This is a genomic window from Rhodococcus sp. OK302 (assembly GCF_002245895.1).
Taxonomy (GTDB): Bacteria; Actinomycetota; Actinomycetes; order Mycobacteriales; family Mycobacteriaceae; genus Rhodococcus_F.
In genome coordinates this window covers 4,250,910-4,265,728 of the sequence record NZ_NPJZ01000001.1, presented here as the reverse complement: position 1 = coordinate 4,265,728, position 14,819 = coordinate 4,250,910, and the positions used below count along the sequence as shown (strand labels likewise).

At 60.1% G+C, this 14,819-nt stretch carries 11 protein-coding genes; 8 read left to right on the top strand and 3 right to left on the bottom strand.

Features of this window, described 5'->3' with window-relative positions; all coding sequences use genetic code 11:
• Positions 1 to 82: 82 nt before the first annotated feature.
• The 3 genes from BDB13_RS19595 (at position 83) to BDB13_RS19585 (ending at position 2,785) form a co-directional block, all read left to right on the top strand.
• The gene (locus BDB13_RS19595; RefSeq protein WP_176459629.1) at positions 83 to 1,543 is read left to right on the top strand and encodes an MFS transporter; all 1,461 of its coding nucleotides are present in this window, start codon (positions 83 to 85) and stop codon (positions 1,541 to 1,543) included.
• Positions 1,544 to 1,694: 151 nt separating this feature from the next.
• Positions 1,695 to 2,213 carry a riboflavin kinase gene (locus BDB13_RS19590; protein ID WP_217902138.1) on the top strand — a complete coding sequence of 173 codons (519 nt, stop codon included), beginning with the start codon at positions 1,695 to 1,697 and terminating at the stop codon, positions 2,211 to 2,213.
• Between the two features lie 113 nt (positions 2,214 to 2,326).
• Complete coding sequence (locus tag BDB13_RS19585; protein WP_094275041.1) at positions 2,327 to 2,785, top strand: 6,7-dimethyl-8-ribityllumazine synthase; 459 nt, start codon at positions 2,327 to 2,329, stop codon at positions 2,783 to 2,785.
• A 429-nt stretch (positions 2,786 to 3,214) separates the two neighbouring features.
• On the opposite strand, the gene BDB13_RS19580 is transcribed toward BDB13_RS19585, so the two are convergent.
• Entirely contained in the window at positions 3,215 to 3,988 is a 774-nt protein-coding gene (locus BDB13_RS19580; RefSeq protein WP_094273178.1) for an SDR family oxidoreductase, read from the bottom strand.
• A gap of 407 nt (positions 3,989 to 4,395) precedes the next feature.
• On the opposite strand from BDB13_RS19580, the gene BDB13_RS19575 reads away from it, so the two are divergent.
• Positions 4,396 to 5,358: an alpha/beta hydrolase gene (locus BDB13_RS19575; protein WP_217902137.1), complete on the top strand. Its 963-nt coding sequence runs from the start codon at positions 4,396 to 4,398 to the stop codon at positions 5,356 to 5,358.
• Between the two features lie 113 nt (positions 5,359 to 5,471).
• Here BDB13_RS19575 and BDB13_RS19570 read toward each other — a convergent pair whose 3' ends face one another.
• Positions 5,472 to 6,395, bottom strand: a complete 924-nt coding sequence (locus tag BDB13_RS19570) for a LysR family transcriptional regulator (protein WP_094273176.1) — start codon at positions 6,393 to 6,395, stop codon at positions 5,472 to 5,474.
• A 93-nt stretch (positions 6,396 to 6,488) separates the two neighbouring features.
• Here BDB13_RS19570 and mqo point away from each other — a divergent pair, with 93 nt between their 5' ends.
• Positions 6,489 to 7,985, top strand: coding sequence for a malate dehydrogenase (quinone) (gene mqo, locus BDB13_RS19565; protein WP_094273174.1), 1,497 nt, complete (start codon positions 6,489 to 6,491; stop codon positions 7,983 to 7,985).
• 374 nt (positions 7,986 to 8,359) lie between these two features.
• On the top strand, positions 8,360 to 10,036 hold the full coding sequence (gene thiC / locus BDB13_RS19560) for a phosphomethylpyrimidine synthase ThiC (protein WP_094273172.1): 1,677 nt from the start codon (positions 8,360 to 8,362) through the stop codon (positions 10,034 to 10,036).
• A gap of 184 nt (positions 10,037 to 10,220) precedes the next feature.
• Here thiC and BDB13_RS19555 read toward each other — a convergent pair whose 3' ends face one another.
• Positions 10,221 to 10,484: a hypothetical protein gene (locus tag BDB13_RS19555; RefSeq protein ID WP_141210665.1), complete on the bottom strand. Its 264-nt coding sequence runs from the start codon at positions 10,482 to 10,484 to the stop codon at positions 10,221 to 10,223.
• A gap of 180 nt (positions 10,485 to 10,664) precedes the next feature.
• Between BDB13_RS19555 and murJ the strand changes: the two genes are divergently transcribed.
• Together murJ and pta are read left to right on the top strand one after the other, a co-directional pair.
• On the top strand, positions 10,665 to 12,251 hold the full coding sequence (murJ, locus tag BDB13_RS19550; RefSeq protein ID WP_094273168.1) for a murein biosynthesis integral membrane protein MurJ: 1,587 nt from the start codon (positions 10,665 to 10,667) through the stop codon (positions 12,249 to 12,251).
• 488 nt (positions 12,252 to 12,739) lie between these two features.
• Positions 12,740 to 14,818, top strand: a complete 2,079-nt coding sequence (gene pta, locus BDB13_RS19545) for a phosphate acetyltransferase (protein ID WP_094273166.1) — start codon at positions 12,740 to 12,742, stop codon at positions 14,816 to 14,818.
• Position 14,819 lies beyond the last annotated feature (1 nt).

Here is a 14,819-nt window from a genome sequence, read left to right as displayed (position 1 = left end):
AAGCCTGTTCCTCCTTGCAGATGCTCGAGACTCTTCGTGCTCGACTTGAAAAGGGATAAAGAAGAAAATGGATGGATCAACGGTGCCAACTACTTCGTCCGAGACTCGTCGGAAGCCGTACTTGCTGGTCCTCATGGCCATGGTCGCAGCAGAGTCGACCGGCGCGTTCGAGGCAGGCATGCTTATTGCGGTAGTCCCGAAACTGATCGCTGACTTCAATGTCACGACGGCCGATATCGGATGGGCATTTACCGGGTTCTACTTGATGGTCGGAGCATCCGCCGCGATCGGAGGCAGGCTTGGCGACCTCTTCGGACGTAAGAAGGTTCTGATAATCGTCCTGCTGCTGTCCATCATCGGCTCGGTAGTCAGCGTAGCTGTCGGAACGTTCACGGCAGTTGTTGTCGGTCGCACACTTCAAGGCGTTTCGGGGGCGGTGCTTCCACTTGTTCTCGGCGTCGCGCGCGAAGCTGTGCTGCCCAGGCGTGTACCGGTAACGCTTTCGGTTGTTGCGGGCGTTCAGACTTTGGCCGGTGCGGCCGGCTTCTACGTGTCGGGTCTACTGATCGAGCACGTCGGCTGGCAAGCAATCTTCATCGTCGCGGCGGCACTCGCGGCTTTCGCTGCCGTGGTGTGCGCAGTCGGTATCGAACGATCGCCCGTTACCCGGGTAAAGGGCGAACGTATCGATTTTGTCGGCGGTGCTCTCTTTGTTCCTGCACTTGCCCTAATTCTTTACGGCGCAACGTCTTCGCAGACCAAAGGATGGGGGAGTCCGACCGTGCTCTGCGGCATCGGCCTCGGAGTCGTCGTCGGAACGATCTGGGTCCTGTGGGAGTTGCGCGTGGAGAACCCCCTGCTGAACCTTCGTCTGCTTGCCAAATCGCAGTACGCACTGACTCTCGGAATTTTTGCCTTCGTGACATTCGGAGCGCTGGGCGGAATGCAATTGGTTCAACCAATTCTGTTCCAGGGGCCCACCTCTGCGCCTGTGGGGCTAGGGCTCACACCGTCTCAGTTCGGCCAAATAGCGCTGGTGCTTTCCATCGTGGGTTTCCTTTTCACTCCACTGTCCGGCAGGCTCGCCCGAATATCGGGGGCGAGGACGCCGATCGGGATCGGGATTGCGATCCAGTTGGTAACACTGCCCGGCTTCTATTTCCTACGAGAAAACCTGCCAGTGATGATTGCGCTGTTGATACTCGGCGGCACGGGTCTCACCTTTGTCCTGTCGGCGATTCCCAACTTGCTCGCAGAATTCCTTCCTCAGGAAAACATGGGAGAAGGGATGGGGGTAGTCGTCGTCGTAGGGGCAATTTGCAAGAGTGTAGGCATCTCGGCGTTTGCAGTCGTGTTGTCGAGCGCGGTCGTTCCAGGCACGCAGTTTCCACAAGTCAGCGCCTACGGCATTGCGATCGGTCTTGCGATCATCGGAGTTCTCATCGCGATGATTCTCGTCTTCCTGATACCTCGCCGGGCGCCTACTCAGCGCACTTTCGCTACCGGCGACGGCATCGGGACAAGTGCCCTGACGCACGAATAGCCCGGATGTCGTTACGCAACAGCGGTAATGAGGCAACTCTGAATCCAGCAGCTGCCAGGATTACGAGGGCGTCGGTGGCGGCGCCCCGACTTTGTCCGGGCAATCAAGCATGAAGTCCGACCCACACTCACACCTTCCGGAGGAATCGAAAATGGCAACGGAATCTGCGACACCCCGAGAGCTCCTCGCCCAACGAGTTGTCGAGTCATGCTCAACGCCGGACACGCACAGCCTAATCTTCAATGCAACACAGGGTTTGCTCCCTTCCTCTCCTGTGCATGGCGTCGTGGTCTACGGAGACCAGCGTGGTCGTCAACTTGGTTTCCCTACCGCCAACGTGCCGGTGGACTACCAACAGGACGTACCCACGGATGGTGTTTACGCCGGCTGGTTGAGGCGGATGGATACGCGGGACATTTACCCCGCGGCGATCAGCGTCGGCACGAATCCGACATTCGAGGGTGTACGCGATCGGCGTATCGAAAGCTACGTTCTGGACCGCACCGACCTCGAACTGTACGGAGTTGCGGTTGAGATCTCCTTTGTCGCACATGTGCGTGATGTGGAGTCCTTTGACTCGATCGAAGGCTTGATAGAGCAGATGGGCAGTGATGTCGATACGATCCGCAAGATTTTGGTCGGTGCCGACTACGTCGCGCAAGACGTCTGACCGCCGCTGGAGAATCGTTACGTCGAAATTTAGTGGCGGAAAGTAATTCGGACGGTTCATTCAGTGGCCTGATTCTGCCGCGTCGTAGTTCCCATGAACAGGAGAGAATCATGATGAAAAACAGTCAAGGTCAGATCGCTTTCATTCAGGCCACTTGGCATCGCAACATTGTCGACCGTGCGCGCAAAGGCTTTTCCGATGAGGTGACCACGCTGGGATACAGCAAGGAACGGGTGGAGTTCTTCGAGGTGCCGGGAGCATTCGAGATTCCATTACACGCCCAACGGTTGGCGCTCAGTGGTCGATACGATGCGGTCGTTGCCGCGGCACTGGTGGTCGACGGCGGCATCTACCGGCATGAGTTCGTATCGACTGCGGTCATTGACGGGCTTATGCGGGTTCAACTCGATACTGGTGTGCCGGTATTTTCAATCGTGTTGACTCCACATCACTTTCATGAGCACAGTGAACATACTGCCTATTTTACTGAGCACTTCGAGAAGAAGGGGGCCGAGGCGGCCAAAGCCTGTACGGCCACATTGACCTCATTGCGGTCACTTCCCGGCCTGTAGGCCTCGCCGGCCGCTGCGAGAATCGCCTGGAATGGGGGCCTTCCGCCGCAACGGATTCAGAGGGCACCAGTCCAATAGGTTTATTCGGCAGACTTTTCCGAAGGTGACTCGTTCGGTTGGCGGTCGGGGAATGCCGTGAACGGTGCTTTGGCGAGTGTTCGCAGAAAACGCTCGACTGGGATACCCCAGTCGAGCGTCATTGCGGTTACTGCATCCAGCAAAACAATCGCCGATGTTGCGAGGACCCTCGAGCTATCCGTTGGGGGTCTTTCGGTTTGATCTCATGCGAAGAGCGCGAGGTCTGAATGAAAAGAAGTCATCGAAGCAGGTCCCGCTACACGCCAGGACGCTTAGTTGCTCTAGTTCGAGCGATTCCACCACTAGAGCAGCATTGGGTGGCCACCTTGGATGGGGAGGGTGAACTGCGATCTACTGCTGTCGGGCGAAGATTGCATCGCCGCGGACAGTGGCGTCAGCTCCGCCATCGAGGAAGATTACTTGCCCGGTGACATGTGAGTTCTCTTCGCTGGCAAGCCAAGCCACCAGCTTTGCCGGGACGTGGGCATCGGCTGGGCCGTTGAGGGGCATCGGCACCATGTCGAGAAGTGATTGACGACTGTCCTCATTCTCCAGGATTGAGAAAGTCATCGGTGTGCGAATGATTCCGGGTGCCACGCCGTTGAGGGGAATGCCGTTTCCTGCCCATTGGGGTGTGATCGACTCACGTCGAAGCCACTGAGACAGTGCACGTTTCGAGGAAGGATAGAGAAGATCAGTTCTTCCTGACGCGGTGATTCGTTCGGTTTCTACCGCTGTTTTCTCTTCGTCTCCTTCGAGATAGGCGGCGAGAAGCCGGTCGTCGACCTCATTGAGCGCCGCGAACGAGGTCACGGCCACGGCTCGCGGCGCGGTTGAACCCGCGAGGAGTGGACGAAGTCCGTTCAGAGTCGCGATTGCTCCGAAGTAGTTGACGTTCGGAGGGCCGCCGGCGATTGCAAGGATGGCGTCGAGCCCGTCTGGGGCTAGCTCGGCCACCAAATCAGGGAGTGCGTTGCGGTCGGTGGGGTCGGACAAATCGATGTTGATGTCGGCGTCACGAAGATCGATCCCGATGATTCGGTGGCCTGACTCAGCGAGAAGATCTGCGGTTGCCTTGCCGATTCCTGATCCTGCACCGGTGATCGCGTAGGTCCTGGTACTCATGCGTGTTGCTCCGTTCGATGGACTGGTAATGGGTGGTGGGTGGTCTGCGCAATCAAGAGAGGTGGGGTTCTGCCGACGAGAAACGTCGCGACCGGTAGCGGGGCGCAGTGATTGTTGATCCAGCTACGCCACATTCTTGCCTCGGGTGAAGGCGAACGAGCTGGTGGTGCGGTTCGAGTGCGAAAGGTAGTTGGTGTCGTGTTCTAGTCGACCGAGGGTTTATCGGGTCTCTTTCACGTATAACTGGTACGGGAGGTATCCCGATTTTGCCCACTGACGCCTCCTAGATTCTCGGTGACACGACGACAAACCTACAGTTGTCCGTTAGCGAAAACAATCGTACAGCTGTTCGTTAGTTTCGCTTATCCAGTTCTCGGAGACTGGCCGAATCCTGAAGAGGACAGAAGATGGCATCGATGGACATGATCGATCCGGAACTTGCGGCGGTAGTCGCAGCGTTGACGGAGGAAATGATGGCCAACGGCATCCCGACGCTCCCCGAGCGTGGCGATGCACTCGGCCTTCGAGCGTTGCTCGATGAGGGTATGGCAGGGGTTCCCTCGCCGCCGTCGTCCGACGTCCTCATGAGTTCGTACATTACCTCTGCCCCCGACGGTAGTGACATCGAATTACGCTGGTACTTCATTGATTCCGACCCCTCGACTAGGTGTCCTGCTGTCGTGTACTTGCATGGAGGAGGGATGATCGGCGGCAAACTCGACTACTACGACGGGCTCGCGCGGTATTACGTCCAGGAATCGACTGTCCCGATGCTCCTCGTGGGCTACCGACTAGCTCCGGAGCGTACGGGAACTGGTTTGGCAGAAGACGGATTCACCGGTCTTCAATGGCTTCTCGAGCATGCCGGTGACCTTGGGGTGGACGGTACTCGAGTGGCTGTGATGGGTGACAGCGGTGGTGGCGGTGTCGCTGCCGGAATTGCGATCCTTGCGCGCGACCGAGGAGTGCAGCTGGCGAAACAGATCCTCATTTACCCGATGCTCGATGACCGCACCACTGAACCGGATTCGGGATTGGAGAACGTGGTCGCATGGACTTATGACAACAACTGGACGTGTTGGAAAGCTGTGTTGGGGGATGATTTCGGAACCGATGCAGTTTCCCCGGTTGCCGTGCCTGCTCGCCTGGAGGATTTCTCCGGGCTTCCCGCCGCTTATATCGAGGTGGGCGAACTCGACATCTTCAGGGACGAGTGCATCGCCTACGCGCAAGGTCTGCACGAGGCGGGTGTCTCTTGCGAACTGCACGTTCTTGCAGGAGTACTGCACGGGTATGACCGTATAAGTTTCGCAATTGAGGTGTCCCGGCGAAATCTTGCAGATCGGTGCAGAGTTATCGGCAGCTTGTGAGCCGGAGTTGTTGCCTCTCGGCAACGTGATGGTGGAGGTCGCTGTCGCGCAGACCATTCGATACGCCTAGGAACGCAGAAGTGCTCGGCAAGGGGTGCTCGTGCGGCAGGTTCTTATGTAGCCGGCATCGCGGCGTTCGTGATGAATTTGTGGGTGTGGTGAGCGATGTGGTCATGGAGTCGTGCCACGGCGGCGGTCGACTGATGATTGCCCGTTGCGAGTCCGATGGTCCGATCGCCTACCCGGGGCATGGGTATGGTCACGAGATCGGGATGTGGGGTTTCCGCGGATGGCAGCACAGCGATGCCGAGGCCGTGCCCGACAAGAACGCGGATCGTCTCGAACTCGCTGATCTCGAAGGCTACGTTTGGAGTGAATCCTTCAGTAGTGCAACATGAGTCGAGGGACTTCCTCAAGTGATAGGACGGCGGGTTGGCGATGAACTGTTCCTCTGTGAGTTCGGCGAGGTCGACCTCCGCTCGTCCGGCCAGGGGATGGGTGCGTGCGACATGAAGCAGGAGGCGTTGGCGCCCCAAGACAGTCACAGGCAGGTCGTCCGGTGGCGGGATCATCACCGCGAGATCGAGGCGACCATCGCGCACCATTCCGGCAAGTGCTTCGCCATGTGCTTGCACAAGATGAAGTCGGATTCTCGGTGCCTCCTGGTGGAACTCGGCGAGCATCGAGGGAATGCTCACAGGTCCGAGAGTGAGCGGGAACCCGAAACGCACGAGGCCGCTGTCGGGGTCGGCGTTGCTGCGCACCGCGTTCACCGCGTCGTCGAGGGCCCACACGAGGTCGCCGGTTCGTTCATGGAGTTCACGTCCGGCGGCGGTGAGGGCGACTCCGCGGCCGACCTGTTGGAACAGAGAAACTCCCAGCGTTTGTTCCAACGCTTTGAGGCGTCGACTCAATGACGACTGTGGCACTCCCAACAAGTCGGCGGCGCGGGTGATGTGGCCTTCGCGTGCTGCGGTGTCGAAGGCAGCCAATAACGGAACTGTAGCCGCAGCCTCGTCCGACAGAAACCGATCCATATTTAGATCATAAGACCTCGATTCATTCATTGGACGGATGAGTGCTGGGGGAGCACCCTGGATGCCACGTCCGGAGGCAAGGAGTGTGATCCCATGAACCACAGTGAATCGGTAAGCGGCGGAACGGGTATCGGAGACGAGGTGGTCGACCTCGTCCTCGTCGGAGGCGGCATCATGTCCGCGACGTTGGGGGCATTGCTTGCCAGGTTGCAGCCCGACTGGTCGATTGTCATGCTCGAGAGGCTCGACGAACTTGCAGGCGAGAGTTCGAGTCCGTGGAACAATGCCGGCACGGGCCATGCCGGGCTGTGCGAACTCAACTACATGCCTGATCCCGGCGACTCGACGAAGGCCGAGACCATCGGACGCCAGTTTCATCTCTCACGCCAGTTCTGGGCCGCACTCGTTGAGGATGGTGACCTCCCCGCTTGTGCGTCGTTCATCAACCCGACACCGCACATGGACGTCGTATTCGGCGACCGCGACGTCGAATACCTGCGAAATCGGTTTGTCACACTGCGCCGCTCGCCGTTGTTCTCTGCGATGGAGCACACCGAGGATCCCGACCTCGTCCGACAATGGGCGCCCCTGTTGATGGACGGACGCACCGATGCCGGGTCGATCGCCGCAACGCGCTACGAAGGCGGCACCGACATCGACTTCGGTGCACTGACTCGGGCACTGACCGACGTCATGGTCGACCGCGGCGCACAGATCCGCCTGCGACACGAAGTCATCGGGCTTTCCCGGGGAGGCACCGGTCAGTGGACCGTGACAGGCCGCGACCACAGTTGCGGCGATCGCTTCCGGATCAAGTCCCGGTTCGTCTTCGTCGGTGCTGGAGGATATGCCCTCAAGCTCCTGCAGAAGGCCAAGATTCCAGAGGTCCGCGGCTATGCAGTGTTTCCCCTCGGTGCGCAATTCCTACGAACCGACAACCCCGATGTCGTTGCACAGCACTCCGCGAAGGTTTACAGTCAAGCATCCGTCGGTGCCCCGCCGATGTCTGTACCCCACCTCGACAAGCGTGTCGTCGCCGGCATCGAGTCTCTGATGTTCGGTCCCTACGCGACGTTCAGCACCCGGCTTCTCAGGAGAGGTCGTCTCGTCGATTTGTTCACCACTATCCGGCTACGCAACATCGCCCCGCTCCTGGCAGTCGGCATCCAGAACCTGCCGCTTCTGCGCTATTTGATCGGTGAGTTGCTGGCCTCACGGAAACGAAAGTTCGCACAGCTGAGGCATTTCTACCCCGGCGCCGACCCCGCTGACTGGGAGTTGGTCCAGGCTGGTCAGCGTGCCCAGTTGATCAAGCCGCACCCCCGTAAGATCGGCGTGCTGACCTTCGGGACTGAATTGGTCGTCGGTGCCGATGGGACCATTGCCGGCCTGCTCGGCGCGTCACCGGGCGCCTCGATTGCGCCTTCTGTGATGGTCGACCTTCTCACTAGGTGCTTCCCGGCCTACCGCGAACGATGGGAGTCGACATTGCGGATACTCATGCCCGGCCTCGAAACCCAAGTAGATGCAGATCAGGATGCTGTTGACGTAAACCTCGACCGCACCGGCCGAATCCTCGGCGTGGCGTAGAGATCCAGCTTTCGAATCTACGATGCCGAGCTCAATAGAGTCAGCTACGCAGCGTCGACGGTGAATGACATTATCGAGCGGTCCGGCAGTGCTAGAGCGATGACGAACTTTCACTTCCGACCGCGAACGAGCCTGGCGGAGCACCTTGCGCAGGTGTGGGCAGGTGTAGTCGACACGGATTACATTGTCGTACAGGGCTTGTGAGGGCCGATGAGAGGTGCCACGTGCAAGCGGGTAGCATCTGGATCCAGTGATGGCACATCCGTGCGTCACAGACGTAGTCCACGGGGGCTCGCACCAGCGGGCTGAGAGGACGGCTAGGGCCGTCGACCGTCGAACCTGACCGGGTAATGCCGGCGTAGGGAGCATCCACAATGGGCACAGCTGTATCCGCAATCGCCTCTGTCACAACCGGCCCGATCCAGGGCAGCATCAAGAAATACACCGAAGGATTCGGCGGGATTCGGGTCCCGGCACGACGAATCCAACTCAGCAACGGCGACCATCTCGACGTGTACGACACTTCCGGCCCTTACACCGACACGGACGTCGTCATCGACGTCGCGGCTGGGTTGCCCCGCCGCCGCGGGCCGCGGTCGACCGAGCGAGAGGGCACTCAACTCGACGCTGCTCGCGCCGGCATCATCACCCCCGAGGTGCAGTACTGCGCTATTCGGGAAGATGTCTCACCGGAGTTCATCCGAGAGGAAGTTGCGGCGGGACGTGCAGTGATCCCGGCGAACCGTCGCCATCCCGAACTCGAACCCATGATCATCGGCAAGGCATTCGCGGTCAAAATCAACGCGAATATCGGTAACAGTGCCGTCACGTCTTCGATCACTGAAGAGGTCGAGAAGATGGTGTGGGCAATCCGATGGGGTGCCGACACCATCATGGACCTATCGACTGGGAAGAACATCCACGAGACCAGAGAGTGGATCCTGCGTAATTCGCCGGTTCCGGTGGGAACAGTTCCGATTTATCAGGCTCTCGAGAAAGTTAATGGTGACCCGACTGCTCTGACCTGGGAGTTGTACCGCGACACCGTGATCGAACAGTGCGAGCAGGGCGTTGACTATATGACCGTCCATGCAGGTGTTCTGCTTCGCTACATCCCGCTTACAGTCAAACGGGTGACGGGAATCGTTTCCCGGGGCGGTTCTATCATGGCGGCTTGGTGTCTCGCCCACCATCGAGAGTCTTTCTTGTACACCCACTTCGAGGAGCTCTGCGAGATTCTGCACCGCTATGACGTCACATTTTCGCTAGGTGACGGATTGCGACCCGGGTCGATCGCGGATGCCAACGATGAGGCTCAGTTCGCCGAGCTTCGAACTCTTGGCGAACTAACGAAAATCGCGAAATCTCATGGCGTACAGGTAATGATCGAAGGTCCGGGCCACGTGCCTATGCACAAGATCGTAGAGAATGTGCGACTTGAGGAAGAACTGTGTGAGGAAGCGCCGTTCTATACTCTGGGGCCATTATCGACCGATATTGCGCCTGCTTACGATCACATCACTTCCGCCATCGGTGCCGCGATGATTGCGCAGGCCGGGACGGCCATGTTGTGCTATGTCACGCCCAAGGAACATCTGGGTCTACCGAATCGAGACGATGTCAAGACAGGTGTTATCACCTACAAGATCGCAGCACATGCCGCCGATCTGGCAAAGCAGCATCCTCGGGCACAAGAGCGTGATGACGCCTTGTCCAAGGCTCGATTCGAGTTTCGCTGGCACGACCAGTTCGCGCTATCGCTTGACCCGGACACGGCCCGCGAATTTCACGACGAAACGTTGCCTGCGGAGCCAGCGAAGACGGCCCATTTTTGCTCGATGTGTGGTCCGAAGTTCTGTTCGATGCGCATCTCCGCCGATGTGCGTGAATATGCGGCTAAGCACGGACTGGATTCCGCGGAAGCGATCGAGGCGGGGATGGTTGAGAAGTCCAGTGAGTTTGCCGAGGGTGGTTCGAGAGTGTATCTCCCAGTGGAATCGAGATCGATCAGTGCCATTCGGACGGATCAACTCGACGATTCGACAATATGAAGTGACCGTCTTGTTTTGAGGGTTGTTTGCTGTTCGCCGATGTTCGGGGTTCCCGAGTGGGATCTACCCTGTCTGCTGATATCGACTGTTGCTAGGTTCCATGCAGGTCACAAAGCGTACGAGTGTCGATATTGATGTGACGGGGTGTCACTCAAGGTTGGCCATCTTGACAATCGTGCTGAGGTCACCAGATCGGGCGGGGCAGTCCTTCTCGCCCGATCTTCTCGAATGCAAGAATCAGCGGTGTCGTCGTGTCAGCGCGATTTCGTATTGCAAGCTGTTCCACAGCAATGAATTTCGCCTCCAGTGTGATCTGCTGGTCGGGGCCGACTGCCACATTGGCCGTGTGAGCAGCCGGTCCACGCCAGCCGACGCCAAAGTCTTTTCCGTCGACGTCGAGGAATTCGGTAGACCTCGCTGATTCTGCGGAATCGAGCGAAGCCGTCACCGAAAGCACGAAGCAACCGAATCGGTGCAGGACTGACCTGGCGTGCAAGGTCGGCTGACGATATGGACGTTGCCCGGATTCGACCAGCTGCGTTGCTATTTCTCTCCGATCAGTTGATGGCACGCCAGAGTTCTGGCCGCGCGCCCTGGACGGGGTACCGAGTTGAGGCAAAATGGTCGAATGGCCTTTTCTCAGAACACATTCGTGCGCGCGACAGGTGCAGTCGCCATAGCGACTGCAGTGAGTCGCGCGACCGGCTTCATCCGCACCCTCGCGTTGGCGGCGGTACTGGGTACAGCGGCCGTCGGCGACGCGTACAACGGCGCGAACAGCATGCCGAACATGGTGTATGAACTGCTCCTTGGCGGCGTGATGAGCAGTGTCCTTATCCCCGTGTTGGCTCGGGCACGGCTCCGCGGACGAACCTATTCGCGGGTTTTCACCCAACGTCTACTGCTGGCAACAGTTCTCGGAGCCGCGGTCGTCACGGCGATAGCGGTGGCGTGCGCCCCGTTGCTCGCCGTCGCATTGGTATCGGATGCCGAGCAGTCGCAGTTGGCGACTGTGCTCGCGTACCTGCTGTTGCCGGAGATTTTCTTCTACGCGATCGCTGCGACCGTGACGGCGGTGCTGAACGTGCGTGAGAGCTATGCGCCGGCGGCTTGGGCGTCGGTGGTCAACAACCTGATCGTGCTTGCGACGGTTGTGGTCTTTGCGGCGGTGCCGGGACCGGTGACATTGCTGCCGTCGACCATGACAACCGCGCAGGTTCTCGTCTTGGGTTTCGGGACCACGATCGGGATCGTGGGGCAGGCCGTGTGGACGGTGGCAGCGTTGCGGCGTACCGGATTCCGGTGGAGTTGGCGGGTTCGACCAGTGCCGTACACGTGGCGACCGGTCCGCGTCGGTGCGAGGTTGATCGGCTGGGTGCTGCTGTACGTCGCGATCAGTCAGGTCGGTGTCGCGGTCGTACTCAGAGTCGCGTTCAGCTACGGCGGAGTCTCGACCTATACGTACGCCGACCTGCTGTTCCAGGTGCCGTACGGCATCCTCGGGGTGTCCCTGTTGACCGTGCTCATGCCGCGCATCTCTCGTGCCGTAGCTGTCGGGGACCGTGATGCGTTGCTTGCCGACATCGGCCGCGCCGCCCGGTACTCGGTGCTCGCTCTCGTCCCTGCCGCAGTCGCGATGACCCTGCTCGGGCCGATACTGACCACGGTGATGTTTGTCGGCCGCGTCGATGTCGATGCCGCGCGCCTCATCGGTCTCGCGTTGGCGCTCTCGGCGTTCGGGCTTCCCCCGTTCGCGTTGGTCATGCTGCAACTGCGTGTCTTCTACGCGGGCAACGACATGCGCACCCCGGCATTGATCAACGCCGCCATGGTGGCCACAAAGATAGCTGCTATCGCGCTTGGTGTCGCCTGTCTTCCAGATCAGGCGATTGTGGTGATGCTGCCGGTCGCGAGTTCGCTGTCCTACATCGTCGGCGCGGTCACCGGGCACCTGGTGTTGCGTCACCGCTACGGCCTACTCGGCTTCCACGCTGTACTCGAGACGTTCTCGCGGGTGCTGTGGGCGTCGATAGCCGCCGGTGTTGTCTGCGTCATCGCAGTCTGGGCGTCGCATCAGCTGATCGACAATCCTCGCGCGGCCGCAGCAGCAGCGCTGGTGGCGGTACTCGTCCTCGGAGCACCGACATTCCTTATTTCAGCCAAGAAGATCGGCATCCCCGAAGTTCGCAACGCCAAAGCCTTGCTCAATCGGTAAACACGCAGCCGAGACTTTTGCGAAAAACTCCGCACCGTGCACCTTGTGGATTTGGCAGGTGTCGTGGAGTTGGCGGCTCTGTCGAGCGTGCGTTCACTCCAGTCGAGGTACGACCGGTAGGCACAACTGCACGCCGCCGACATGCATCTGCGCCTTCTCGTCTCCAGGCAGTCGAGGTACGTTTCCGTCTCCAGGATTGCGCACAAGACGCGGCCATCTAGGCGCACGTGGTGCATAACGTGCGCGCGGACTTCGGCAGACCCTAGAGAATCAACCGCCGGAGAGGTGTAATGGCCCCCCGTCAGCGGCGTGGGCAGCTGGCGTTGAGCAATGACGACTGATGTTTTTCAATCCGACTGATGTGCCCTGCCGCTCAACGCGTGACAGGCACCGTTCGTCCGCCCGGTTTCGACCGCTCGTCGGATATGCCGTGAGCGAGAACACGATCCGCGAAAAGGTAGGTCTTCGGCCACACTAAGCTGGTGGGCATGTCAGAAGCGCCCGCTGCCGTGTCGAGTGTCTACATCGCTTCCCCCGAAGGTGACACCGGAAAATCCACCATCGCGCTGGGTGTGCTGCAGATGCTGTGCGCGACCGTCGCTCGCGTCGGCGTATTTCGCCCGATCGCTCGGTCGACCGAGGAGACCGACTACATCCTCGAACTGATGCTCGAGCACACGACCGCGGGCCTGTCGTACGCCGACTCCCTGGGCGTGACCTACGAGCAAGCTCACACGAACCCGGAAGCGGCACTCGCGGACATTGTCGCCAGGTATCACACCGTGGCAGAGCAGTGTGACGCCGTCGTCATCATCGGAAGTGACTACACCGACGTCACGAGCCCAAGCGAACTCAGTTTCAACGCCCGCATCGCCGCGAACCTCGGCGCGCCGGTCCTTTTGGCGGTTCGAGGTGCTCGGCGCAGCGTCGACGAGGTCGCTCAGCTCGCGCATCTGTGCGCCGCCGAGCTGGCTGCCAACCATGCCCATCTGCTCGCCGTCGTCGCCAATCGTTGCGATCCCGACAAGCTCGACGAGGTCACGGCAGCGATGTCCGACATCGGCGTTCCGACATGGAGCCTGCCGGAGATTCCGCTGCTCGTCTCGCCCACGATGACCGAGTTGATGGAGGCCACCGGCGGCGAGTTGTACTCGGGAGACCCGGAACTGCTGCACCGCGAGGCGTTGAAGGTGATGGTGGGTGGAATGACCGCCGAGCACATCCTCGAGCGACTGGTCGAGGGCATGGTTGTCATCGCGCCGGGTGATCGCTCCGACGTCCTACTCGCCCTGCTCAATGCTCATGAGGCAGAAGGTTTTCCGTCGCTCGCTGGCATCATCATGAACGGCGGAATCACGCCGCACCCCGCGATTGCGGCCTTGATGGCTGGCCTCAAACAGCGCCTTCCTATCCTCACGACAACCCTCGGCACCTTCGACACCGCCAGCGCCGCAGCGCAAACCCGCGGACGGGTTGGTGTCGGTTCACAGCGCAAGGTCGATACCGCCCTGAGTTTGATGGAGCAACGAGTCGACGCCGAGGCGCTGATGGATCGTCTGACGCTGCCGATTCCGTCCGTCGTGACCCCGCAGATGTTCGAGTACAAGCTGATCGACCGTGCGCGCCGCGACCGTAAGCACATCGTCTTGCCGGAGGGGGACGACGACCGGATCCTGCGCGCTGCCGGCCGACTGCTGCAGCGTCAGGTTGCGGACCTGACGATCCTCGGCGACGAGCCGAGTGTGCGTCGGAGGGCGGCAGAACTCGGCGTGGACATCAGCGGTGCGCAGGTGCTCGCACCCGCGCAGTCCGAGTACACCGAGCGCTTCGCACAGGAATACACCGCGCTGCGTGTGCACAAGGGAATGACCATCGAGCGGGCCCGTGAGGTGATCGCCGACATCTCGTACTTCGGAACGATGATGGTTCACTTGGGGATTGCCGACGGCATGGTCTCCGGCGCCGCCCACACCACCGCCCACACGATCAGGCCGTCCTTCGAAATCATCAAGACTGCTCCGGGTGTCTCGACGGTGTCGAGCATCTTCCTGATGTGCCTGGACGACCGCGTTCTCTCCTACGGTGACTGCGCCGTTGTCCCCGACCCGACGTCGGAGCAGTTGGCGGACATCGCCATTTCGTCGGCGCAGACGGCGTCGCAGTTCGGTATCGATCCGCGTATCGCGATGCTCTCGTACTCCACCGGTGATTCGGGCAGCGGAGCCGACGTCGACAAGGTTCGCGCCGCGACCGCCCTGGTCCGCGAGCGTCGACCGGACCTGTTGGTGGAGGGCCCCATTCAGTACGACGCGGCCGTCGAACAGAGTGTCGCGGACAAGAAACTGCCGGATTCGTTGGTGGCGGGCAAAGCCACGGTATTCGTCTTCCCGGACCTGAACACCGGCAACAACACGTACAAGGCAGTGCAGCGCAGCGCCGGAGCAATCGCCGTCGGCCCAGTGCTGCAGGGACTGAACAAGCCGGTCAACGACCTCTCACGTGGAGCGTTGGTCCAGGATATCGTCAACACCGTGGCTATCACGGCAATTCAGGCACAGGGAGCGTAAG

Coding starts and splice junctions, on each gene's coding strand:
- BDB13_RS19575 (WP_217902137.1), top strand. CDS start 4,396: ATGGCATCGATGGACATGATCGATCCGGAACTTGCGGCGGTAGTCGCA.
- mqo (WP_094273174.1), top strand. CDS start 6,489: ATGAACCACAGTGAATCGGTAAGCGGCGGAACGGGTATCGGAGACGAG.
- BDB13_RS19570 (WP_094273176.1), bottom strand. CDS start 6,395: ATGGATCGGTTTCTGTCGGACGAGGCTGCGGCTACAGTTCCGTTATTG.
- thiC (WP_094273172.1), top strand. CDS start 8,360: ATGGGCACAGCTGTATCCGCAATCGCCTCTGTCACAACCGGCCCGATC.
- BDB13_RS19585 (WP_094275041.1), top strand. CDS start 2,327: ATGAAAAACAGTCAAGGTCAGATCGCTTTCATTCAGGCCACTTGGCAT.
- pta (WP_094273166.1), top strand. CDS start 12,740: ATGTCAGAAGCGCCCGCTGCCGTGTCGAGTGTCTACATCGCTTCCCCC.
- BDB13_RS19590 (WP_217902138.1), top strand. CDS start 1,695: ATGGCAACGGAATCTGCGACACCCCGAGAGCTCCTCGCCCAACGAGTT.
- BDB13_RS19580 (WP_094273178.1), bottom strand. CDS start 3,988: ATGAGTACCAGGACCTACGCGATCACCGGTGCAGGATCAGGAATCGGC.
- murJ (WP_094273168.1), top strand. CDS start 10,665: ATGGCCTTTTCTCAGAACACATTCGTGCGCGCGACAGGTGCAGTCGCC.